Origin of the sequence: Pantoea sp. IMH (assembly GCF_000599885.1) — a bacterium.
Lineage (GTDB): Bacteria > Pseudomonadota > Gammaproteobacteria > Enterobacterales > Enterobacteriaceae > Erwinia.
Window position 1 is genome coordinate 894,146 of the sequence record NZ_JFGT01000005.1, and the last position, 22,814, is coordinate 916,959.

Sequence of the window (22,814 nt, forward strand, 5' to 3'; positions counted from 1 at the left end):
CATGCTAGAAGAAATGGGTAAAGCCGCCAGGGCCGCGTCTTACCAGCTGTCGGTGCTCTCCACCGCGCAAAAAAATCAGGTGCTGATGACCCTGGCCGACCGGCTGGAGGCGCAGGGCGCTGAGATCCTGGCCGCCAATGCGCTCGACCTGGCAGACGCGCGTGAGAAGGGAATGGGAGAGGCGCTGCTTGACCGCCTGATGCTGAATCCGCAACGGCTGAAGGGCATTGCTGACGACGTGCGCCAGGTGTGTCGTCTGGCCGATCCCGTTGGAGAAGTGATCGATGGTGGCAGGCTCGACAGTGGGCTGCGCATTGAGCGCCGTCGCGTGCCGCTCGGCGTGGTGGGCGTGATTTATGAAGCCCGTCCTAACGTGACGCTGGACGTCGCTTCCCTCTGTCTGAAAACCGGCAATGCGGCGATCCTGCGTGGCGGCAAAGAAACTTACCGTACCAACGCGGCCACCGTTCGCGTTATCCAGGCTGCGCTGCAAGAGCATGGTCTGCCGGCAGCGGCGGTTCAGGCCATTGAGAGCCCGGATCGTGAACTGGTGAATCAGCTGCTGAAACTCGATCGTTATGTGGATATGCTGATCCCGCGTGGCGGCGCCGGGTTGCATAAACTCTGTCGCGAGCACTCCACGATCCCGGTGATCACTGGCGGTATTGGCGTCTGTCATATTTTTGTCGATCGTGAGATCGAACCGGAAGCGGCGATGAAGATTATCGTTAATGCCAAAAAACAGCGTCCCAGCGCCTGTAACTCGGTGGAGACGCTGCTGATCCACAGTGATATCGCGGCAGGCTTCCTGCCCGCGCTGAGCCAGCGTATGAGTGAGGAAGGAATCACGCTGCACGCCGATCCCCGTGCGCTGCCGCTGCTGCAACAGGGTCCGGCAGAAGTGAAAGCGGTCACTGAGGCGCAGCTGCGCGACGAGTGGCTTTCGCTGGATCTTAACGTCAGGTTGGTGGACGGGCTGGATGAAGGCATCGCCCATATCCGGGAATATGGTACGCAGCACTCGGATGCCATTCTGACGCGTAATATGCATAACGCTGACCGCTTCGTCAGCCAGGTGGATTCCTCTGCGGTCTATGTAAATGCCAGCACGCGCTTTACGGACGGCGGCCAGTTTGGCCTTGGCGCCGAGGTTGCCGTGAGCACGCAGAAACTCCATGCTCGCGGACCGATGGGGCTGGAAGCCCTGACCACCTATAAATGGGTGGCGTTTGGCGATGATACGGTGCGCGGCGGATAACGTGATATCGCACCGGTAACCACAGCGGCCTCAGTGGATGAGGCCAGTTTTTAGCGCTGCTGAAAGAGCCAAATCCGAAGTTCATGCCTTACTTTTCTGAAAAGGAACAGATCCTGTGGTGACGCTCTCGCAACTTTTTCCTTTTGCCGCTATCGCGCTCGGGCTGGTGCTGACGCCGGGGCCGAATATGATCTATCTGATCTCCCGCTCTCTCTGCCAGGGCCGCCGCGCGGGCTATATCTCACTGCTGGGCGTGGCGCTGGGCTTTCTGTTTTATATGCTCTGCGCGGCGGCGGGCATAACCGCCCTGATTATGGCCGTGCCGCTGGCCTATGACGCGCTGCGCATCGCTGGAGCGCTCTATCTGCTGTATATGGCCTGGCAGACGCTGTTTGGCGGCAAGTCGCCGTTCCAGCTGCGGACATTGCCGCCCGACAGCACTCGTAAACTCTTCGCCATGGGGCTGCTGACCAACCTGCTTAACCCCAAGGCGGCGATCCTTTACCTGACGCTGCTGCCGCAATTTATCCGGCCGGAGCAGGGGCAGGTGCTGATCCAGTCCCTGACGCTGGGCTTCACCCAAATCACCATCAGCATGCTGGTCAATGGCACCATCATTTTTGCCGCTGGCGCCATTGCGACTTTTCTGGCACAGCGACCCAGCTGGCAAAAATTGCAGCGCTGGGTCATGGGCACCGTGCTGGCTGGGCTGGCGGTTCGCATGGCGATGGAAGGCAAAAGGTAAAGGACCGTCACAGACCTCCGATAACCGGCGATAAGATGGCTGGCGAAGGGAATATTCTGAAGGCTACCGTTAAGCTCGCCGGGAAAGGGCAGGCTGGCGGCCCTGATACGTCTGTTGTGGTGCGGCAGGCTCAACGGCTGGCGATAATTTGACTTTACTGCTGTAAAAACCGGCAGTCAGGTCCGGGCCTCTTGACTCATAAGCCGCTTTTTTTTAACGTATCGCCTCGTAGTCTCCCTCCCCAAGCCGATATAGCTCAGTTGGTAGAGCAGCGCATTCGTAATGCGAAGGTCGTAGGTTCGACTCCTATTATCGGCACCATCAACATCAAACACTTATATACTACCATTGCCATCCCGCAACGCCATGTCGGACAGATTTGGGACAATCCGACCGAAAATCGCATCAATCTGCTTCGCATGCTCTGTCATATGGCTTGGTGCCAGGTCCAGGTTTGCACCCATTCTCCCCATCTCCTTTGCCAATAAAAAACCCCGCCGAAGCGAGGTTTGCATCTTACCAGCTGACTAAGCTGGCCGGACCCTGACTTTGTCTGGATGACCACTCTTTCCATTGTCGTGGGTATGATCGGGGTCAGGTTCGATGATAACGATATAATCGACGCCTTTACCTTCCCGCATTAACGTCACTAACTCCCCAGCCCGGGGTTCCGAATCAAAATCATGTTCTTCTTCAATGCCACTATCTTCAAACGTCACGGTTATTTTCATTTATCTTCCTCTTTCCGATAAACCGGGTCATTACCCCGAAGAGAGTTTGCTAACTCTTACCTGTAGAAGGGTAGCCTATCCTGAAAATAACCCCTCAGCCCGGCGGACTGCTGCATATCTGAGTGCGACTATCCTTTTGCGCCCACCGTTATACGACGATACCTTGCGTTACCAGCCATGTTCTGATGTACGCGGCGCTCTTACTGGCAAACGCCAGGCTGTCCCGCCGCAAAATTACGACGGCTTTTGCAGATTCTGTTCATGCTGCATCCGGCGGGCGCGGCAGATATCGGCATGATTTTCATCGGCCCAGCGAATAAGCGTCTGTAGCGGCACCAGAAAAGAGTTGCCCAGGTCGGTTAAGGCATATTCCACGCGCGGAGGCACTTCAGCATAGACGGACCGGCTGATATAACCATCCGTTTCAAGGCGTCTTAAGGTACGGGAAAGCATCTGCCGGGAGATATCACCAATTTCCCGGTTGAGCTCATTAAAACGAACCCGCCGTCCTGCCAGCGCTTCAAGGATGAGCAGGCTCCATTGATCGCCAATCTGATCCAGCACATCGCGTATCGGGCAGGGCTGCCCAAATTCAGCGATATCGTTATTGTTGTCCATCCTGTCTCTCCCTTCGCCGCTATAAGTCAGTTTGGTGTGACTTAGTGAATAAATTTTGACCTCTTGTTGAGGCTCCGGAAGCACTGTACCATCCAGTTTTCTGACAGTCTATTTTTGTTACCTATGTAAAAACAAGAGGAATTCATAATGGCACACGTCGCGCTTATTGGTGCTTCAGGACAGGCAGGTTCACGTATTTTGAAAGAACTTTCAGACCGTAATCACAGGGTGACCGCCATTGCGCGCCATCCGGAAAAGATTGCAGCGCTTCCGCACGTCACCGCCCATGCCGGTGACGTCGCAGACCCGGTAAACCTTGCCCGGTTGCTGGCCGGACACGACGTCGCGATCAGCGCGGTCACCTTTATAAATACAGCGCCGCAAACGTTAATTGATGCCGTCCGCTCGGCGGGCGTCCCCCGCTATCTGGTCGTAGGTGGCGCAGGCAGCCTTCTCGTTGCCCCCGGGCAACGGCTCATGGATCTGCCTGATTTTCCCGCGGCTTATCTTCCGGAAGCCAGGCGGGGCGCTGAATTTCTGGCATGCCTGCGCGAGGAAACAGCGCTGGACTGGACCTTTCTGTCGCCTTCAGCGGAGTTTGTCGCGGGTGAGCGTACCGGCACCTTCCGGATCGGCAGCGAATATCTGTTGTCGGGTGAAAAGGGGAGTCTGATTTCATTCGAGGATTATGCAGTTGCGCTGGTGGATGAAATTGAGCAACCCGCACATTCACGTCAGCGATTCACGGTAGGTTATTAAAAAATGAGAAAGTTTATCCTGCGTTTTATGCTGGTAGTGGGACTTGCAGCGGCGGGCAGCACGCTGGCGGCGCCCGCCCCGACGGCACGGAATATTGCCGCTGAAGAGGCTAACCGGCAGCGGGTTGTGGCGTTCTATGACAGATTTTTCAACCATCACGAGGTGAAAGAGGCGGCCACCTTCGTTGCTGAAAACTACCGGCAGCATAATCCCGACGTGCCAGATGGCAAAGCGCCCTTTGTGAACTATTTCACCGGCTTTTTCAGGGATAATCCGCACTCCCGCGCCCGTATTGTCCGCAGCGCCGCCGATGGCGATCTGGTCTGGCTGCAGGTGCATTCCACCAACGGCAGTCAGGATCGCGGGCAGGCCGTGCTGGACATTTTCCGCGTGAGCAACGGTATGATTGTTGAACACTGGGATATTATCCAGAATGTTCCTGAGCAGGCGGCCAATAATAATACAATGTTCTGAGTAACGGGCGCTGCGGCGTTAACGCGGCGCCTGTGTAGTCGTCAGCCTCGCGCGCCTCAGGGCGGCGTATTTTTCGTTAGCTGCGGCTTCAGAAAACGCAGATTCACAATGGCGCCATCGGTCGGCACCGTTTCCAGTTCGTTCACCTCCATACTCTTACCCTCAGGCAGGCTCATGCTGTCCACGGTGATGCGGTTAACCCGCCACGGCGTCAGATAGCTGACCAGCAGATTGCCGTTCGCGCTGGTGGTTGAACCAAACTGATTATAAAAACCGATACCGGGGCTTTCCGGCACCTGCACCAGCGCCACCGTACTGCCCAGCGTCTGGCCGGGAACGATGCCCTGGTCATAAAGCAGTATGCTGCCGCTGACGTCACTGTGATAGTCGCGCTGCGCACCGCTACGGTTCATGCTCAGGTTCAGTTCACCGCTGTTGTACTGATAGCCAAAACTGGTTTTCAGAGCGTCATCGCCGTGTTCGGTATGCTGGGCGGTGACGTCATAGCGCAGGCTGTAATCATCCAGTGCCGAACCGTAGAGGTTCACTCCGGCGCTGTTATGATCCCGGCTGGCTAAATCAGAAACCAGCGCGACGTTGCTGAAATGGCTGCCAAAGGTGAAGGGGATGCTGATGTTGATGCCGAGGGTCGACTCCGGCGCAGCGTCGGCGTAGCGGTCATAGCCGCCATAAAGGGAAATATCGACCTCTTTCCAGGTGGCGTTGACGCTCAGGGTCAGGCTGTTGCTCCCCGCGTCCAGGCTGCGCGATTTCAGCCAGCGCCACGACAGGCTCAGACTCGAATCCTCGTCAAAATTCTGCGTCAGCTCCAGTTGGGTTTCCAGGGTACGCTGGGTGGTAGTGTCATCCCATCCCCAGGCCAGCATGGTGGCCCGCTCCAGACGCTCCTCAAAGGAACGGTACTGGCTGCCGGAGGGGTACCATTGTAGCTGGGCATTCAGGCTGGTTTCGGTACGAAAAAACGCTTTCGCGTATCGCAGACGCCCGACGCTGCCGCGCAACGCCTCATGCTGTTGGGTGTAGCGCGCCGTACGCATATCCGCTGACAGCGCGCCCCATTTGCCCAGGTTGCCCCCCACGCCAGCCACATAACTCAGATAGCGCTTGCCCTGCTGAACGCCGCCAAAAAGGGTCGTGCGGGGGGCGATGCCCCAGGAAAGGGAGCTTTGCCAGAAGCGCGCTTTCTCCGTCTCCACGCCGTGTGCCGGTTTATAACGTCCTGCGGCCAGTTCGTAGCTGAACATGCCATGCTGCGCCAGGTTTGGCATGATGGAGTAGGGCAGCGAACGGGTGCGCTCGGTACCGTCGCTCTCCTGAATAGTGAGCTCCAGGTTGCCCTGTGAGTCCGGCGGATAAAAATCCCTGATGATAAAAGGGCCTGGCGGAACGTGGATACGGTAAACGCGTGCGCCATTCTGGTGAATCGTCACCTCTGCTTCAGAACGCGCATAGCCGTTAATCTGCGGCGAATAGGGCCGCCAGCTGTCCGGGAACATCGCCTCATCGCTGGCAAGCGACAAGCCCCGGTAGGCCATACTGTCGAACAGATTTGATGAGGTGTAACCGTCGCCGGCGTTAAGGCGCGAGCGCAGCGGCGTAATGCTGCGCCACAGGGAGGCGGAGTTGCTGTATGAACCCTGCTGTTTATCCGCTTCCCGCCAGAAAGTGTTCTGATAACGCAGTCGCCATGGCCCCACGTTCAGGCCGTTTTCCAGCACCAGCGTGGCGTCGGTGCCGGACGTATCCCAGTTGTACTGCGCCCGTTTGTTATCCACATCCAGCCGGTAATTCACAAAGAGCGCGTTGATGCCATCATCCCAGCGACTGGTACTGACGCCGTTCTGCTGCGGGTTAAACGCCTCTTCCGGAAAAAGCAGGGTCAGCAGATTGGCTTCCGGGCGGTACCAGAACTGAAGTGAAAACTGCCTGGCGGCTTCTGCGGTAAGGCAGCCACTGGCATCCCAACTGAGCTGGCTGAGGACGAAAGATTTTACGCCCCACTCTTCCAGCAGCGGGCGGGTCAGGCAAGGGGTGCCGGAACGGAGATTGAGAGAAATGGCGCCTTTATAGGCGTTATTAAGAATGACCCAGGTTTTTGTATAGGCAAACGCTGCCTTTATCGTCAGTAAAAGCAGTAACATCAGTAAGGTAGCGCGAATCGTCATCCCTGACTCAGCCATCATCACGGGCAGCCAGGCCGCCCGTGATGGCTTTGCGATGGTGTATTACTTCAGAGAAGCCAGTTCGGCGCGAGCCTGATTTAGCTCTTCCTGAATTTCACGCACATCGGCCTGTTTTTCCGCCAGTTTACGCTGGTATTTAGCGATCTTCTTAGTATTGCCTTTCGCTTTCGCTTCGCTCAGATCTTCCTGAACTTCAGCAACGTCTCCCCGTTTTTCCGCCAGCTTTCTCTCCAGCTTTCTCACGTCTTTCTGGGCATCAGCCAGCACGCTGGCGTTAGTGCAGTGCGCTTTGACTTCAGCCAGCGCCTGTTTCAGGCCTGCAACTTTGTAAGCGTTGCCAAACTGCTGGCTGATTTTGATCTCTTTTTCCAGTGCGGCGCTTTTGGCAGCGCAGCTCTCTGCGGCATAGGTAGAAGCGGAAGCGAACATACCTACTGAAGCCACTACAACCAGAACGGATGCTAATTTTTTCATCGTCTTTCTCCATCGTTGATGTATCACCGGGGCGGGATGTCCCGGCGATCTCCTGATAACAACAGAGTACTGCAGTAGCAGAGGTCAAAACGACGCAGAAGCGTCCTCAATTTCTGTAGTCCGTGGCCTGGGAAAGTTGTGCGCCCTCAAACCAGTGCTGCAATGTGGCGCGAAGCAGCATAAGCTCCGCTTCAAGTCGCCGTAGTCCTTCAGGGTCCGGAGCCGCTTCCTGCGTTTCGCAGGCGGCTTCCAGCGTCGGGATATCCAGTAGCTGAATGCCGCCGCGCAGTTTGTGCAGCGTCTCCCGCAGTGAGAGATGCGGCGCGTCATACCAGGCGCGTATCTGCGTCAGGGACTCATCCAGCACGGAAAGCTGCAGCGAGAGGAACAGGGATAAATGATCGCCTTCCAGCAGTTCGGGAGGCAGATTCTTCGCAGGAGACCACTGTGGCAGCGGCGGAACGTTATCTGCAAGCGTTACGCTTGCGAGTAACTCCGTCAGCATGTTCAGCGTCACCGGCTTAAAGAGGCAGTCACGCATGCCAGCTTCACGGGCCTCTTCCCGGATGACCTCGCGAGCATCCGCCGTTACCCCGAACACGATGATGCCGGGATACTGCTCATGGATGATCCGCGTCAGTTCAACACCGCTCATGCCGGGCAGATTACAGTCGGTAATGACCACGTCAGGCCGGGTGCCAGCCAGCTTTTCCAGCGCGGCTTTCGGGCTTTCTGTGCTGATAACCCGGTGTCCCAGCCAGCCCAGCTGCTGGGCGAGTAACATTCTCCCCGCCGGATTATCATCCACAATCAGCAAGCTGAGCGACACACTGCGCTCATGCGCGCAGGACGTGATGGCAGGGACGTCGGGCAGCGCGGCCATGACGGGCAGTTTAAGTTGGACTGTCACCAGAGTGCCGCTACCCGGTTCGCTCTGTAAATTTATGCTGCCTGCCATCATCTTCGCCAGATTCTGACAGATATAGAGGCCCAGCCCGCTGCCCTGGGAGACACCCGGATTGTTCCCCTGGGAAAAAGGGCGGAAAAGCCGCTGGCGCGTGGCCTCATCAATGCCTTCACCGGTATCTTCCACGTCGATACGCAGGCGCAGATAGCCATCGTCCCGCCCGTCAAGCTGCACGCGCAGCGTGACCTGGCCGCGCCGGGTAAACTTGATCGCATTACCGGCCAGATTAACCAGGATCTGCCGGAAGCGGCTGCGGTCTACCAGCACGTCATCATGAAGATCGGCATCAAGCTCCAGCACAAACGCCAACTGTTTTTGCGCGGCCATGCCTTCTAACAGCATGGCTGGCTCTTCGATCAGCTTACGTAACGACGTACGTTCGGGACGAAGTATCAGGCGGCCTGACTCAATGCGCGAGACGTCAAGAATATTGCCAATCAGCAGTAACAGCGCACCGGCGGCATCCCAGGCGACCTTCACCGATTGCCGGTTTTGCGGCGTATCGCCGGGCCGCTTCATCACCAGCTCTAACAGCCCAAGAATGGCGCTGACCGGCGTGCGGATTTCATGACTCATGGTAGTGAGAAACGCGCTCTTTGCCCGGCTGGCGCGGTTGGCGCGGCGCTGGGCCTGCCTGAGCCTCTTCACCAGCGCCACGACCCGTTGCCGGTGACGTCGCTGATGGCGATAGCCAAAGGCGACAGCGATAAGCAGCAGCACCATTGTCGCCATCACGATGATGAACGCCATGCTCAGCGGAATCGTTGCTGGCGCGGTTGAAGAAAAACTGTTACCTGCGTTACCGCCCCGCGTAATCGCATGGAGATCCTCAGGTGGGATATTGATCAGCGCTTTATTCAGAATGGTAATCAGCGGCCATGCCTGACGCGATGTACCAAACGCGAAGCGCATCGGATCGATATCGATACTGCCGAGAATATGCAGCGACGCGTACGCTTTATTCTGCAACAGGGTGTTAGCGACAATCAGCGGCATCGCGATCATTTTCCTTTCGCCGTGGATCACCCGGTTAAATCCGTGTCGCCAGGTATCAACCTTTTCAGGCATTCCGCCGCTCTGCTTGCGCAGCCAATCTTCAGGTGACTGGCCGTCCAGGCTGATGACGGTGGGATTAATCGCATCCGCTACGTGATCCACGCGGCCCACCATGACCCAGGAGTTGTAGAGCCAGGTTCGGGTGGTCAGCAGATCGGATCGCCAGATATCCTTTTGCGTCACGCCCGCGATGACATCGTCCTTACCCGACTTTACCGCGTCGAGCGCGGCTCGCTGGGTAGGATAACGCTGGATATCAAAAGTAAAGCCGGTACGGAGCTGAAGCGCAGTGAGAATGCTGGCGATAATGCCGTGAAGCTGTCCGCTGTCGTCAAAAAAGGCCACGGGAGGATTATCCTCCGCCACGGCTACCCGGATGCGTTTGTGTTCGCGGATCCATTTATGCTCCAGCGAGGTAAAAACGGGCTGCTGCTCGCTCAGGGAAAGCGGAATGCCGCCGTTCCAGCGGCGGTGGATCTCCACGCTGGCGCTTTCCGGCAGGGCCTTCATCACCTTATTCAGCACGTTAATCCAGGTCTGCATCTGCGGCAGAGCGGCAAAGGAAAACCCAGAAACGTGAAACGGCGAAGCGAGAGGCCGGATCAAAAGATTGCTGATATTGGACTGGCTCACCAGATAACGTGCGGTCACGCCATCGCAAAAAAAGAGATCGGTTTTCCGGAAGGCGAGCGCCTCCAGGGCGTGGCGGGGAGAATGGAAAGAGACGATCTCCGCCTGCGGATAACGCCGCTGCACTTTTTGCTGGTCATAGCCCGGCGCGATGGCGATTTTCCTGATGACGTTATCAGGGCTGGCCTCGTTATTGACCACCTCAACGGCGATATTGGGACTGTAAGGCTGGCTCAGCACCAGACCCTGGCTGCGCTGATTGTCGCTCGCCTGGGCGATAAAATCAGCCTGACCCGCGCGCAGAGCGGCCAGCGCCGCATCATAGTTTTCATAGCGTATAACGGCGATCTCAATGCCAAGGTTATCCGCTGCCAGACCGATAAAATCGGCGTTAATACCGCCATAATCATTCAGCCCGGTGGTGATATCGTAGGGCGGCGACATCGGCAGCCAGACGGCAAGGCGGATCCTGCGGTGTTCCCGTACCCAGCGCCATTCGCTGGCGCTCAACCCCGGATCGGCAATCACTTCAAGGCTGCGGGAGAGAAGCTTAAGCGGTTCCTGGGCCGCCGCACAATGCGCCATTGCGCCGGTAAAAAAGAGCAGCAGCCAGCTAACGATTCGCATCGTCGCCCTCCCCGAAAACCAGAGCGATGAGCTGGCTGAGATCGTCGCAGCCACATTTTTGCAGCATTCGCGCTTTATACGTACTGATGGTTTTGTTGCTCAGCATCAGCAGATCGGCAATCTCTTTATTGCTTTTTCCCTGCTTCAGGTAGTTGAGCACCGCGATTTCACGATCGGAAAAACGGCTCAGCAGCGCAGCCGGATCGTCGCGCTTTTCGCTCACGATGGCGGCCCGGAACAGGGTGCCTTCCGGGAAGCACTGGTAGCCAGCCACGATCAGCCTGCAGAGCGGCTCGACGTTTTCCAGCGGCATATTTTTATTTACGAATCCCTGTGCGCCTGCCTGTAGCGTTCGCAGGGCATAGATTCCCGCGGGCTGGCTGGTGAAAATGATTATTTTAAGATCCGGAAAGTGATGTTTAATGCGGGGCAGTAAATCGAGGCCGTCGGCGTGCCTGAGCTCAAGGTCCAGAATCAGTAATTCCGGACGCTGCTGATGCAGCTGTGCCAGCAGGTTCTCGCCGGAAGAGGTGCTGACGACGATGTCGCCCTGCTTTTCCAGCAGCACCTTCAGCGCAAAACAGATTGCCGGGTGATCGTCGACGAGCAGAATTGAAATCATACTTTTCCCTGTACTAATGGCGTCGTACCGCCTGACGTCAGCGCGCTCCTGCGCTGGCAGAGCGTTATCATAGACAATGCCGGGTAAAAAGCACAATCTCAAATACGTTAAGGTGGCGTCAGCCGTAGGGGAACGGCGCTGAAAACGCAGGACAGTGGCGCGATCTGACGGGGCTGGTGCTTAAAAAAGGTGGGGCATCGCCAGCGATATCCCACCGGGAGGCTGACTTAAAAAGAGCAGTAGCCGCCTTTATGATGCGATCCTGTGCCACCGTATGGGTGCTGCCCTTTAGGACAGGCGAAAGCGGAGGCTGACATGATGCCTAATACCGATACCAGAAGGATCGCACTAATTTTTTTCATTTTGTTCCTGAGTTGCTAAGCGTTAAGGGAAAGTTTCACCGGCAATATACGCCGGTAAAGGATCGCCAAACCTGATAAAACGCAGTTTTTTAGCCTCTTTTCGACGCCATTCCTGCCGTAGTTACGCAAGAAAAGATAGCGGGCGGCGCCTGATCCTGAGAATGATAATGACTGGCCGTTTGGGTTAGTGGGCGCGCTTAACTACACTTAAACTTCTTTAAGTGAAAAGCAGGAGATGAATATGACTGACAGACCAGTGAATGGCGATCATCCAGACTATGCTCCAGTTCCTGACGATCTGGAAAAGGACAAATCTGGCCAGCAGGGAAACCGGGAAGACGATCCGGGTTCTGCCCCAGAGTCTGGCGATAAAGACCCTGAATAATGCCTGAACTGCCCTGGAGAAGCTTCCTTATCTGCCAGGCAGTTGATGCAGCGGGACCAGCCTGAGTCCGCGACAGGACTCAGGCCTCACCATGGGCTGGCTGAGCAGTAAACTTGCTTTAACCTCTTCAAATACGGGCTTTGCACGCTCAGCGATGTTGCAAACTGGCCTTACAACTCCGTAATTGTGGTGCCGGCTTCCACGGCATTGTTGCCGGATTTTCTGAATAACAGCACCGCACCGATAAACGCCAGACCTGCCAATGCTCCGCCAACATAACCCACCGCAGAAATAGTCATATCGCTGCTGATCCTGTTGCCAAGAAGCGCCCCGGCGCCGATGCCGATATTGATGATCCCTGAGGCGATAGCCATCGCCACATCGGTGGCATCCGATGCCAGCTTCAGCACTTTCATCTGCATGCCCATACCGATGATCATAAAGGATGCGCCCCACAGCAGGGACAGTACGATCATCCCAAGGTGGCTGAAAGCGAAGGGATAGAGCAGCAGTAAACAGACCGAAAGCGTGAACAACGCGCCGGTAATTAGCCCGGAAATCCACATTTCGGCATATTTACTGAAAATGATGCTGCCGATAACGCCAGCGGAACCCAGTACAAACAGCAAGACTGTGGCAAAGCTTTCGTCAAAACCGCCTACCTTCAGCGTGAAAGATTCAATATAGGTAAAGGCGGTAAAGTGCGCGGTTACCGCGACGACGGTCAGCGCATAGATGCCGACCAGCGCAGGACGGCGGAGCAGCGCCGGTAAACTCTTCGCCGATCCCGTGCTGGCCGAGGTAAAGTCCGGCATCATTTTCACGATCAGCCAGAGCAGCGCAAACGCGCCCATACCAATCGCCATAAAAGTGCTACGCCAGCTGAACACCTGACCTATCAACCGGCCAAGCGGCAAACCGAGTACGGATGCCAGCGCCGTCGCCGTTGCCAGCAGGCTCAATGCCCTGGCTTGTCTGCCCGGCGGCGCCAGATTAAAGACCAGCGACGCCGTAATTGACCAAAAGAGCGCATGCGCCAGTGCGACGCCGACACGGCTGATCAACAGCACATTGAAATTCCAGGCAAAAAACGACAGCACGTGGCTGGCGGTGAAAAGGGTAAATATGCCAATCAGCAGATGACGACGGTTCATCGAACTGGTCATCAGCATCATGGGGAGCGAGGTTAAGGCCACTATCCATGCATACACTGTCAGCATGATGCCGACCTGGGATGAAGGCATACCAAAACTGTCACCGATATTACTCAGCAACCCGACGGGGATATATTCGGTGGTATTAAAAATAAAGGCAGCAGCGGCCAGCGTCATGACACGCGACCAGGCAAGCTTCCGGGAGACCGGCGTTATATCTGTCATCAAGTTTGCCCTCTTCATCCGGCGATTCGAAAGCGCAGAATTGTAGGGCACACAACGCACACTTCAAGAGAAAATGTGATCTGGATCTCATTAAGCCCGGCGCGGCTGAGCTGCCTGAAAGAAGTACAGCCCTGAAATCGTTTCAAAACGATAAATACAACGCCGCAAAGGAAATTTTTATCTTACTGTTTTGGATAGTTAATTTTTAAGAGTCTGTTGATAGGCAGCGTATCGCTGCACTATTAACGGCCTGTTGCGGTACGGCGCAAGTCGGACTGGCTATTACTCACAGCTATAAAAAGATGCTTTTTAATAAAAAAATTTCATAGGCCTGCCCGGCCGCCAGTTACAGTCCGTTACCTGCGGCCAGCTTAACCGGAATAACAGAAGCAGACAGGAGGTACTTTTTTGACTGCGTGCTACAGCCCTGTGAGTGGAACGCAGTGAAACAGGGGGTATTCTCCCGGCTGGATTAAATCAGCTTATTCATATTAAACCCGTTCACTCTGAAGCCACTTGTTTCATAAACGTGTCTGGCGCGCTCGTTACCTGCCGCAACCCTGAGTTTTATCTGGGTGAAACCCTGCTGGCGTAACGCCTTCTCCAGCGTGTTCATTGCAGCGCTTCCTAAACCTTTATTCCGCCAGGCGGGGAAAATAGAAAAGTCATAAATAAAGACGGATTGTGAAGCTTCATCAGGCTTATACCAGAAATAGCCGACATGATGCTCTTGCACTGCGTCCTGATAAAAAATAGATAAAAGTACCTGGCCTGAGGTTTCCACGCCTTCCGGCAGACTGGCGTCGATCTGATCCTGCGCCTGTTTAAAGGCATCCGCTTTCGGCAGCCGGTAGCTGGATGAGATCTCTTCGGCGTAATCTGGTATCAAATAGTTCAGGAAAGCTGAGAATTCTGCTGCTGTCATAGGCTTAAAATTGATCATGATCTTCCTGCCGGGTTAATTATCAGTGTCAGCAATCTAACAATAAAATCTCGTGATGGCATCTGGAGTGCTTTATTTCCCAGCAGGAAGCCGATCTGAAAAGAATCTTGTTGCCGCAGCCCGGAGAGGTAGAAAAAGCTCATAAGAATTCAGCCGGGATCTCTACCTCTTGTCAGCCCGCTTCAGGATCTTTGATCGATGCATCAGGGAAAGCACGTGGAGCGCATGACGTTTCGGGAAAATTGCAGGACGAACGGCGGTAACGCTTCTCGCCAGCAGCATTGAATCAGGCAGAATAAGTATTGCTGTCATGACGAGCCTGAAAGCCCGTCATCAGTAAGACTTATCAGAGATGCGCGTTGAACCACGCTGTCTGAACGCGTACGACCTGCTGAAAATGGTCGCCGGTGTAAATATCGTAATGACGTGCGCCTTTCTCCTCATACAGCTGTTTCTCTGTAGTGGCTACCGCTTCAAAAAGCGCCCGTCCCTGCTCCGGTGGGTTGACTTTATCTTCGCCAGCGATAACAACCAGCGTGGGGCAGGTGACCTGTGCGGCACAGGCTGCTGGTTTGTAGTGCAGCGTTTCGCGAACGGTGAGAAAGGGAATTTTGATGTCCATTTTCGGATATAACACCTTATTTTCCTCAAAAAAGGCTCTGGACTCCGTATCGCTTAATACGCGGGTGATGCCAACAAACATCTCTTTACCGCTGATCTTCTGTTTATCCGCCATTTTATCCAGAGTAGCCAGAAAGCCCGCTTTTTCCGTTTTGTCCATGTGCCCGGTGACAATGGCTTCACCATCGGCAAAGGCGAGCTGGCTGACAATACACTTGATGTCCCGATCCTTTGCCGCGGCGCCAAAGACGTGGCAACCCCCAAACGAAGTTCCCCAGAGTCCCACTCTGGAAGCATCGATGCCAGGCTGTGTCCGTACCCAGTTAACCACGGTCAGGATATCCTCAATCTGCATCGCAGGGACCAGGCGGCCAGGTTCTCCCTCGCTGTCGCCAAAGCCGCGATAGTCAAAGGTAATAGTGGCGAAGCCGGCACGGGTAAAGGCGTCAGCGAAGTCAGGCAGCAGAATTTCTCTGATGCCACAAAAGCCATGGCAGAGAACAATCGCCGGTGTTTGGGTACCACCCGCAGGAGAGCGAAGCGTTAAAGCAATGCCTTCAGCAAGTGTATGTGTTGAAATTTCTGTCACAACAGACCTCCTTCAAGTAAGTTGAGGTGAAATATCGCCCTGGCGCCGGTTGTGATGGCGCAAGGCGCGGATGCTGGTCGGGCTGTCCGGGTTACCGCCAGAACATCAGGGCGGTGCCATGGCGCCTTCAGTCAGCGCACTACGGCTAATCAGTTCTTTCAGATGCTGTTCGCTCTGCTGCTTTAGCGTGGCCGGAGTAACAGCGCCGTATTCAGCGTCACTCAGTTTTCTGAGTTGCTCTTCAGCCGGGACGGTGCGGCTGAACGCCTGAGTAATGGTGAAAACCTGCGATTTCAGCTCGCTCACCGTCATATATTTACCGCGTTTTTCATCCAGTGCGTTCAGCCTGTCGCTCAGTTGCTGAAGCTGCGTCATGCCGTCGTGCCAGCCGCGCATCGCCGTCAGCGGCAGGGCACTGGCGAGAGTTTGCCGCTGCCATGCCTGCTGAAGCTGAACCGCTTCCGGATTATCCGGCCATAGCGAATGAACCTGTGCCGTGAGGCTCTGTCCATAACGCTGCGCCCAGTCCGGCGGCAGCGACATCAGCCATTTCAGCTGCAATCTGGTCTGCGCCAGTAGCGCATCCTGTTGGGCTGCCAGAGATGAACTTTGCCTCAGCCGCGCGATCTGTGCCGGCGTCAGGGCAGCAGGCAAGGGATGGAGAGAGGCAACAAACTGCTGTTCCGCCAGCGATGTTCTGGTGAGCTGATGCCATCCCCACAGCATCAGCGCGCCAGCAAGGAACGCGCAAGCCGCGCCAGCAAGGAACGCAGCGAAATGGTAGCGGCGACGGCGAGGCGGGATGCCGCTTATCGCTACAGGTTCAGGCACTGAGGTCTGATCATGCAGGCGCGAAACGGGCAGTGTTACGGCGTCCGGCTGCGCCTGTTGCGGGAGCGGAAGAACCGCCGGTGCGGGCGACTCAGTGTCCGGCACTTCCTCCAGCCGCTTAATCGTCTGCCGGATCTGCTGGCGCAGGCGATCTGTTTGCGTCAGCGGTTTCAGATCGTGACGCAGCAGCGTCTCAGCAAGCAGCGCAAGGTTTTTTTTACATGAATAAAGCAGCGGAAGGGCAGCGGAAGTGAGCTGAAACGTGCGGAAAACCGTCTGTAAACGCCGGTTCAGTCCGGCAATGATTTCTTTACGGGCGGCCAGGTTGGCAGGCCAGAGCCCGGACCAGTAATGCACTGTCAGATGGCGGATAAGCGTCAGCCCCTCATCCATACCGGCGAGTCCGCTGGTGTGCGTGCTGGCAAGGGTGAACCAGGCTGCCGTCTGGAGATCCATGCCGTTACTGTCGGCCAGCCGCAGACAGAGCGTTTCGGCATAGGGCCAGTTCACATCCGGGCGGGCAGGATGAGATAACTTCATCATCTCATCCCGCAGGGCGGCGTAATCAGGCTGTCCACGCGGGTCACTGCCGTTTTTAAATTGTTGTCGGTTCATCGGTTCGACTCCGTCGGGCGTTAACAGAGGAGGCTGCTAAGCTGGTTGTTTACCGGCCAGCTGTTCTCTTTTCAGGTGGCGCAACAGCACCTTGCCCTCAGGCATAAATTCGGTGCCGTAGCGCACCAGCCCGAGACCTTTCAGTTCAGCATCGATGGCATAGCGCAGTTCGCCCGGCATCTGCTGCGTCAGCATCACGACCTCGATTTTTATCAGACGCGGTTCATATTTCAGTAGCACCGCCGACAGCGTACTCATTAACTGATGCGCGGTACCGGGCATTCCCTGAAGCATCGTCGTCATATCCGGCAGGCCGTAATCGGGGAGATGCGCCAGCGCGCCAGCCCGGCAGTTGAGAATGCGCTGCATATTATCCAGCACCGAGAGAATAAGCTGGTTCTCGTCGCTGAGCGCCTCCAGGCGGAGACCACCCGCAAAATGGCCCGTCAGCATTTCATACAGCGAAGGTGTTTCAGTGGAGTGCGGCATTTATCTTCCTTAATGGGCTTCAACGCTGCCCGGGTCCGTCATCTGGCGCTTCGGCGAGGCCCACCTCGCCGGGTTGACTGACGCCAGCCTGTTGCGTTGCGTTTCACTTCATTCCGCTTTACGTGGAGTAAGAGGGCTGAGCGATAACGGCGAATAACAGGCATTTTCTGCTCAGGGTGCGGTTAACCGCACAGCACCGCCGCCCGGGCCGGATCCAGCCTGATCAGGCCGGAAAGCAGCGATTCCATCGCTGGCTGTAGCCGGTTTTTATCCGCCTCACTGCGGCCTGCTTTGGCGCGCAGCAGCTTCAGCTGGCGCGCTTTAACCTCAAAAATCAGTGCCGGCATCCACCGGTCAAGCGTCAGGTTTTTCGCACCGCTGTCCAGCTCGCCCAGTAAATAGAGCGCCATCTCATTTTTGCCATATTGCTCCGCCACCCGCGCCATCAGCAGACGCATCAGCCACTGGTCGCGGCATGAGGTATAGCCGGGACGCGCCTGGAGCCAGTTCAGCGCGGCTTCAATGCCTTCGCTGTCGGCCAGCTGCAGCACTTCTGGTTCAAGCGTCAGCACATCATCGCCAGAAGAGGCGGCTGGCGTGACGGGTTCATCCTGCCAGCCGGTAACGTCATCCATCACCTTTTCGCGGATCCAGTGCAGCGTCACCTCATCCGCAAAAGGGGTGCCGTCGTTAAAGGCGAGCGCTTCCAGACCGGGCAAGCGGGTCAGCAGCCCTTTCAGATCGCGGCAGATAATATCGGCGCGCACGTTATCACCGTCCATTTTCACCAGTGCCTGCCAGGTGTACCACTGCAAATCCAGCCACAGATGATTGATGCTCTGCGCCAGCAGAATGTCATTCTGCTCCAGCAGTTCAGACCAGCTTTGTTGCAGGCAGAGACGCTTCAGGTGGGCGCGGTGATCCGGTTTGGGCGGCACCAGACGCGTCCGTCCGGCACCATCCAGCGGCGGCAGCTCCGTCAGCGTGTCCCAGCGAATGCTTTTCATCAGGTGATGTCCAGCCAGCCAGCCGCCCGGCTGATCGCGCAGATATTTTGCCAGGACTTTCGCCTGATCGAGCAGATCGCGGCCAGAGCTGACGGCGGTCATTACAGGGGCAGAAGGGGAAGTGGCTGCGCTCTCCGTGCGCGCTTCACGGCTGGTCTGCGGCACCAGGCTGCGCGCGCCGCCGCTTTGCACCAGACGATTCTCCAGCGCCTGGCAGAATGCCGAAAGCGTTGGCGGCGTGGCGTCACCAGGCATTTGCATCGCCTGTTCTGCCAGCAGGAGTGCGCCCACAATACGCTGCATAACGGCCATATCGACTTCAGGAAAAAGCGAAAGAGTGTCGCTCATCCGGCTGCTTCCCAGCCATGTCAGCGCGGCCTGACGGCTACGATCACGCAGAGGATGCAGCTCAGGGCCGAAGCGCTGTAGCATCGCGGCGAGCAGCTCCAGGCCTTCAGCCAGGCCCAGTTCACCGTCCTGATGCAGACGGGCCCAGACGTAAAAGGTGATCACCCGCAGATCTTTACTGACGCCGGTCAGCAGCCTCTCTGCGAGCTGGCAAATCAGCGCCGTATCGATACCGGATAGCTTATTGACCTCTTCACGGATGCGCTGAAAATCATCATCGTAGCCCGGATCTTCGCCGGTGGGCTGATTCTCACCGATCGGTATCAGCCACGCGTTCCATTTTTGAATATGTAAGCGGGCCTGCTCCAGCAGAGCTTCTTTATCCGCGGCGCAGGCATGCACTAAATCCGGCAGGGTTGTCATTATTCCGTTCCATCACGACGACAAATTCCATTAGTGGTGATAGTAGAATAACTGACACAGCGTAATCAAACGTTAATAGCAGATGCGTTTATTTAATCCTGTCCTGAATGACTTATGTGATTTTTAACGGGTAAAAATAACTTGTATGTTAATTCAGTGATAACGGCATGGCGGGGCTGATATAACCTCAGCAATAAATAAACGGCAGAGATCAGAAAGCATAATGTGTAACGGGTGATTCGCTGTTATAAGAATTTACAGGATGTTTTTGGTGATATTTGTCGCGGGGTGTTATTGGTAAGCCGTCAGAAAATAATGAAATAGTGATTAATGCTATGGGTACTCATTGGATAACCGCCCAAAATTTAACGCGACCGGGAAGCCAGTTATACTGGCTTCCCATAAACATCCTGTTTATCGCACTATTTTACCAGACCCATCGCCTGTGGCAGCGCCATGGAAATGGCGGGCAGATAGGTCACCATCATCAGTACCATCGCAATCACCATAAAGAAGGGCAGCAGCGGTTTTATCACACCTTCAATACGCACATTCCCCACCTTGCACCCGGTAAAGAGTATCGGGCCGACCGGCGGCGTGATGGTCCCCAGCGAGAGGTTGAATACGATCATAATGCCGAAATGCACCGGATCCATCCCGAACTGCATGCAGATAGGCAGGAAAATCGGGGTGAAAATCAGTACGGCAGGCGTCGGATCCATAAAGGTGCCAACGACCAGCAGTACCAGGTTCATGATCAGCAGGATCACCAGGAAGCTGTCGGTAAAGGAGAGCAGGCCGGATGCGATAAGCGCCGGAATTTTCGTAAACGCCATGACCCATGACATGATTGAGGAGGCCGCCAGCATGAAAATAACGATGGCGGTCATTTTCGCGGTGGCCAGGAAAATCGCCGGCAGGCTGGAAAGCGTAATATTGCGGTAAAAAATGCCCAGCGCCAGCGAATAGACAACCGCGATGGCGGAGGCTTCAGTGGCGGTAAAAATACCGGCAAGGATGCCGCCAATAACCACGACGATCATCATCAGGCTGGGGATTGCATCCACCAGGATACGACGACGGGCGCCTTTAACCCGCACGGCCTTGGAAAACATATAACCACGACGACGCGCAATAATCCCCGCCACCAGCATCACGCCCAGCCCCCAGAGAATGCCCGGCACATAGCCTGCCATAAACAGGGCGGAAATCGAGACGCTGCCTGCGATAGTGGCGTAAACAATCAGCGAGTTGCTTGGCGGAATCAGCATGCCTGTTGGCGCCGAGGCGATGTTAACTGCGGCGCTGAAGGCCGGATCGTAGTTCTCTTTTTTCTGAATCGGCGACATGATGCCACCGACCGCAGCGGCAGATGCCACGCCAGAGCCGCTGATGGAGCCAAACAGCATGTTGGCGACCACGTTAGTCTGGGCCAGCGGGCCTGGCAGAAAACCACTGACCATTTTTGCACAGTTGATCAGGCGGATGGCTATCCCGCCGTTATTCATCAGGTTGCCCGCCAGAATAAAGAAAGGAATGGCCAGCAGCGCGAAGGAGTCTAGACCGACGAAAACGCGCTGCGCGGAGGTGAGAATTGAACCTTCAAATGGCAGGATCAGGGCCATCGCGGCAAATGAAGCAAGGCCGATACTGATGCTGATTGGCGTGCCGATCAGCAGCATAAAGAAGACGCCAGCAAACATGACCAGCGCGACGTTGAGAGCCATATCCATAATTACACCTTGCCCTGTTTCGAAAACAACTGACGGAATAACGTTAACTGGTTACTGATGCAGTAAAAAATAATCAGCGCGCCGCTGAGCGGGATCGCGGCGTAAATAACGCCTATTGGGATCTGTAATGCTGAATCGAGCTGTCCCATTTGCCGGGTCATACCGATATAACCTCCCATCGTCAGCACCAGCAGTGCAAAGACGGTGGTGGCGAGTTCACCGATAATTTCGAGTATCGTACGCAGGGCAGGCGGCATTTTTTCGCGGAGATAAGTGATCGCCATATGTTCCCGCTGACCAAAGACGTAAGCGCCGCCAATTAATACCAGCCAGATAAAGAGGTAGCGTGCCAGCACTTCACTGACGGCGCTCGGGCTGTTAAAGAGATAACGGGAAACAACCTGATAGGTGACCAATATTGTCATCGCGGCGACAATAAGAATGCATAACCAGGAGACGAGCTTATCCAGCACGTTTTTAATTTTGCTCAGCGCATTAATTTCCTCTAAGGGCTGAGGCGTTGCGGTAGGCGTGACTAAGGAGGAGGAGGTGACTTTCATAACTGAACTCCATACCTGAAAAGGTCAGGCGGCATTCTGTAATACCACCTGACATATCCGGAAATTACCCTGGAAAATTATTCTGAAAGAGCGCGAATCTTCTGGAAGATCTCTTTCTGTTCTGGTGTGGTCAGTAGCTGCGACTGTAATTTTTCACAGCGGGCCTGGAACGGTTTAATATCGACATCGGTAAAGGTTGCGCCGTGTGAAATGGCATTCTTTTTCGCCGCGTCCAGCGCCTGATTCCACATGTCGAACTCGACTTCAGTACTGGCTTTGGCCAGACGGCGGAAGGTTGCCTGATCCTCAGCGGACATTTGCGTCAGGAAGGTGTTATTCACCACCAGCAGATCCGCGACCATAACGTGGCGTGTATTCGAGAAGAAAGGCGCCACTTCATACTGCTTCAGATCGTTGTAGGTAATTTCGTTATTTTCAGCACCGTCCAGTACGCCCTGCTGTATCGCGGAGTAAACTTCACCCTGGCCCATTGGGACACCCGTGCCGCCCATGCAGCTCAGCATTTTGATCATGGTATCGGACTGCATCACGCGAATTTTCTTGCCGTTCATCTCCGCCGGGGTGTGAACCGCTGCACCTTTGGTATACATGCTACGCGCCCCGGCGGTATAGGCGGTTAACACTTCAAAACCCTGCGATGTGGTTGAGCTGAACAGGTTATCGAGGATCCCGGAGGTAAAGGCCTTGCGCTGATGTTCGGGATTATCGTAGACGTAAGGCATGGCAAGCACGGCGAAGTTCTTATTGAAGTTTTCCACCAGCGGGTTCGCAATCACCGCCAGCTGAATGGCACCAGATTGCACCAGCTCCAGCGAAGCACGTTGATCGCCCAGCAGTTCGTTAGGGTGGATCTCAAGCTTATATTTTCCCTGGGTCTCCTTCTCCAGTTTCTGGCTGAAATCTTCCAGCGCCTTGAACTGTGGGTTGTTCTCCGACTGGTTAAAAGCAGTTTTGAGAATTACCGTGCTGTTTTCGGCTTTTTCATCATTGCAGCCTGTGAGGAGGAACGCTGCAACGAGCGCAGAGGTAATGAGGCTTTTTTTAAATATTGGGCTTTTCATTATGCAATCACCATGTAAGACGTTATGTGTCTATGTTACACGGGTCTCATTTTATTTAAGTGATCTTCATTGGATTTATGAACCGCTGTTTCAAAAGAAATGTAAAGGCGTTTTGTTTATTTGTTGTGATTGTTTTTGTTAATTTTATTAAGGATTTTGTCACGCTGGTGGGTTACTCAGCAGCGGGAACGGAAAGGAAAGAGCATCATCCTGTTTTCACTGATCGAGATGACTGAAGGAAGCGTCAGATAGGGCCATCCCGCGTACGCTCAAAAAGACTTT

At 55.3% G+C, this 22,814-nt stretch carries 21 protein-coding genes and 1 tRNA gene; 6 read left to right on the top strand and 16 right to left on the bottom strand.

From position 1 onward, the window contains the following. Position 1 precedes the first annotated feature (1 nt). The 3 genes from proA to EA20_RS0112500 all read left to right on the top strand — a co-directional run bounded on the left by proA (position 2) and on the right by EA20_RS0112500 (position 2,324). Positions 2 to 1,258, top strand: coding sequence for a glutamate-5-semialdehyde dehydrogenase (gene proA, locus EA20_RS0112485; protein WP_024967151.1), 1,257 nt, complete (start codon positions 2 to 4; stop codon positions 1,256 to 1,258). 115 nt (positions 1,259 to 1,373) lie between these two features. After that, a complete protein-coding gene (locus EA20_RS0112490) occupies positions 1,374 to 2,003 on the top strand; it encodes a LysE family translocator (RefSeq protein WP_024967152.1) in 630 nt (209 codons plus the stop codon). A 245-nt stretch (positions 2,004 to 2,248) separates the two neighbouring features. Continuing rightward, a tRNA-Thr gene (locus EA20_RS0112500) sits at positions 2,249 to 2,324 on the top strand. 206 nt (positions 2,325 to 2,530) lie between these two features. Here the strand turns inward: EA20_RS0112500 and EA20_RS0112510 are convergent. Then, positions 2,531 to 2,734, bottom strand: coding sequence for a hypothetical protein (locus tag EA20_RS0112510; protein WP_024967153.1), 204 nt, complete (start codon positions 2,732 to 2,734; stop codon positions 2,531 to 2,533). A 234-nt stretch (positions 2,735 to 2,968) separates the two neighbouring features. Continuing rightward, positions 2,969 to 3,352, bottom strand: a complete 384-nt coding sequence (locus tag EA20_RS0112515) for a helix-turn-helix domain-containing protein (RefSeq protein ID WP_024967154.1) — start codon at positions 3,350 to 3,352, stop codon at positions 2,969 to 2,971. 147 nt (positions 3,353 to 3,499) lie between these two features. On the opposite strand from EA20_RS0112515, the gene EA20_RS0112520 reads away from it, so the two are divergent. Then, positions 3,500 to 4,111 carry an NAD(P)-dependent oxidoreductase gene (locus EA20_RS0112520; protein ID WP_024967155.1) on the top strand — a complete coding sequence of 204 codons (612 nt, stop codon included), beginning with the start codon at positions 3,500 to 3,502 and terminating at the stop codon, positions 4,109 to 4,111. Between the two features lie 3 nt (positions 4,112 to 4,114). Next, positions 4,115 to 4,585, top strand: a complete 471-nt coding sequence (locus tag EA20_RS0112525; RefSeq protein WP_024967156.1) for an ester cyclase — start codon at positions 4,115 to 4,117, stop codon at positions 4,583 to 4,585. Positions 4,586 to 4,641: 56 nt separating this feature from the next. On the opposite strand, the gene EA20_RS0112530 is transcribed toward EA20_RS0112525, so the two are convergent. The 5 genes from EA20_RS0112530 to EA20_RS21235 all read right to left on the bottom strand — a co-directional run bounded on the left by EA20_RS0112530 (position 4,642) and on the right by EA20_RS21235 (position 11,527). Further along, positions 4,642 to 6,771, bottom strand: a complete 2,130-nt coding sequence (locus tag EA20_RS0112530) for a fimbria/pilus outer membrane usher protein (protein ID WP_038381674.1) — start codon at positions 6,769 to 6,771, stop codon at positions 4,642 to 4,644. A 60-nt stretch (positions 6,772 to 6,831) separates the two neighbouring features. Next, the gene (locus EA20_RS0112535) at positions 6,832 to 7,263 is read right to left on the bottom strand and encodes a DUF1090 domain-containing protein (protein ID WP_024967158.1); all 432 of its coding nucleotides are present in this window, start codon (positions 7,261 to 7,263) and stop codon (positions 6,832 to 6,834) included. Between the two features lie 106 nt (positions 7,264 to 7,369). Beyond that, on the bottom strand, positions 7,370 to 10,543 hold the full coding sequence (locus EA20_RS0112540; protein WP_024967159.1) for a transporter substrate-binding domain-containing protein: 3,174 nt from the start codon (positions 10,541 to 10,543) through the stop codon (positions 7,370 to 7,372). Continuing rightward, the gene (locus tag EA20_RS0112545; protein WP_024967160.1) at positions 10,530 to 11,165 is read right to left on the bottom strand and encodes a response regulator transcription factor; all 636 of its coding nucleotides are present in this window, start codon (positions 11,163 to 11,165) and stop codon (positions 10,530 to 10,532) included. Before EA20_RS0112545 ends, EA20_RS0112540 begins: the two co-directional genes overlap by 14 nt. 227 nt (positions 11,166 to 11,392) lie before the next feature. After that, entirely contained in the window at positions 11,393 to 11,527 is a 135-nt protein-coding gene (locus tag EA20_RS21235; RefSeq protein ID WP_255343083.1) for a hypothetical protein, read from the bottom strand. 241 nt (positions 11,528 to 11,768) lie between these two features. Here EA20_RS21235 and EA20_RS20985 point away from each other — a divergent pair, with 241 nt between their 5' ends. Continuing rightward, the gene (locus EA20_RS20985; protein ID WP_200868317.1) at positions 11,769 to 11,912 is read left to right on the top strand and encodes a hypothetical protein; all 144 of its coding nucleotides are present in this window, start codon (positions 11,769 to 11,771) and stop codon (positions 11,910 to 11,912) included. 170 nt (positions 11,913 to 12,082) lie between these two features. On the opposite strand, the gene EA20_RS0112555 is transcribed toward EA20_RS20985, so the two are convergent. From EA20_RS0112555 to EA20_RS0112595, 9 genes are all read right to left on the bottom strand, one after another. Then, positions 12,083 to 13,291 carry a sugar transporter gene (locus EA20_RS0112555; RefSeq protein WP_024967161.1) on the bottom strand — a complete coding sequence of 403 codons (1,209 nt, stop codon included), beginning with the start codon at positions 13,289 to 13,291 and terminating at the stop codon, positions 12,083 to 12,085. Between the two features lie 472 nt (positions 13,292 to 13,763). Further along, entirely contained in the window at positions 13,764 to 14,234 is a 471-nt protein-coding gene (locus EA20_RS0112560; RefSeq protein ID WP_024967162.1) for a GNAT family N-acetyltransferase, read from the bottom strand. Positions 14,235 to 14,580: 346 nt separating this feature from the next. Beyond that, a complete protein-coding gene (locus EA20_RS0112565) occupies positions 14,581 to 15,444 on the bottom strand; it encodes an alpha/beta hydrolase (RefSeq protein WP_024967163.1) in 864 nt (287 codons plus the stop codon). Positions 15,445 to 15,549: 105 nt separating this feature from the next. Next, positions 15,550 to 16,890, bottom strand: coding sequence for a VasL domain-containing protein (locus EA20_RS0112570; RefSeq protein WP_024967164.1), 1,341 nt, complete (start codon positions 16,888 to 16,890; stop codon positions 15,550 to 15,552). 36 nt (positions 16,891 to 16,926) lie between these two features. Continuing rightward, the gene (gene tssE / locus EA20_RS0112575) at positions 16,927 to 17,379 is read right to left on the bottom strand and encodes a type VI secretion system baseplate subunit TssE (RefSeq protein ID WP_024967165.1); all 453 of its coding nucleotides are present in this window, start codon (positions 17,377 to 17,379) and stop codon (positions 16,927 to 16,929) included. Positions 17,380 to 17,561: 182 nt separating this feature from the next. Further along, positions 17,562 to 19,157 carry a type VI secretion system protein TssA gene (gene tssA, locus EA20_RS0112580; protein ID WP_024967166.1) on the bottom strand — a complete coding sequence of 532 codons (1,596 nt, stop codon included), beginning with the start codon at positions 19,155 to 19,157 and terminating at the stop codon, positions 17,562 to 17,564. 422 nt (positions 19,158 to 19,579) lie between these two features. Next, a complete protein-coding gene (locus tag EA20_RS0112585; RefSeq protein ID WP_369699792.1) occupies positions 19,580 to 20,884 on the bottom strand; it encodes a TRAP transporter large permease in 1,305 nt (434 codons plus the stop codon). Positions 20,885 to 20,892: 8 nt separating this feature from the next. After that, on the bottom strand, positions 20,893 to 21,450 hold the full coding sequence (locus EA20_RS0112590; RefSeq protein WP_081772577.1) for a TRAP transporter small permease: 558 nt from the start codon (positions 21,448 to 21,450) through the stop codon (positions 20,893 to 20,895). A 77-nt stretch (positions 21,451 to 21,527) separates the two neighbouring features. Continuing rightward, on the bottom strand, positions 21,528 to 22,532 hold the full coding sequence (locus EA20_RS0112595) for a TRAP transporter substrate-binding protein (RefSeq protein ID WP_038381589.1): 1,005 nt from the start codon (positions 22,530 to 22,532) through the stop codon (positions 21,528 to 21,530). Positions 22,533 to 22,814: the final 282 nt, after the last annotated feature.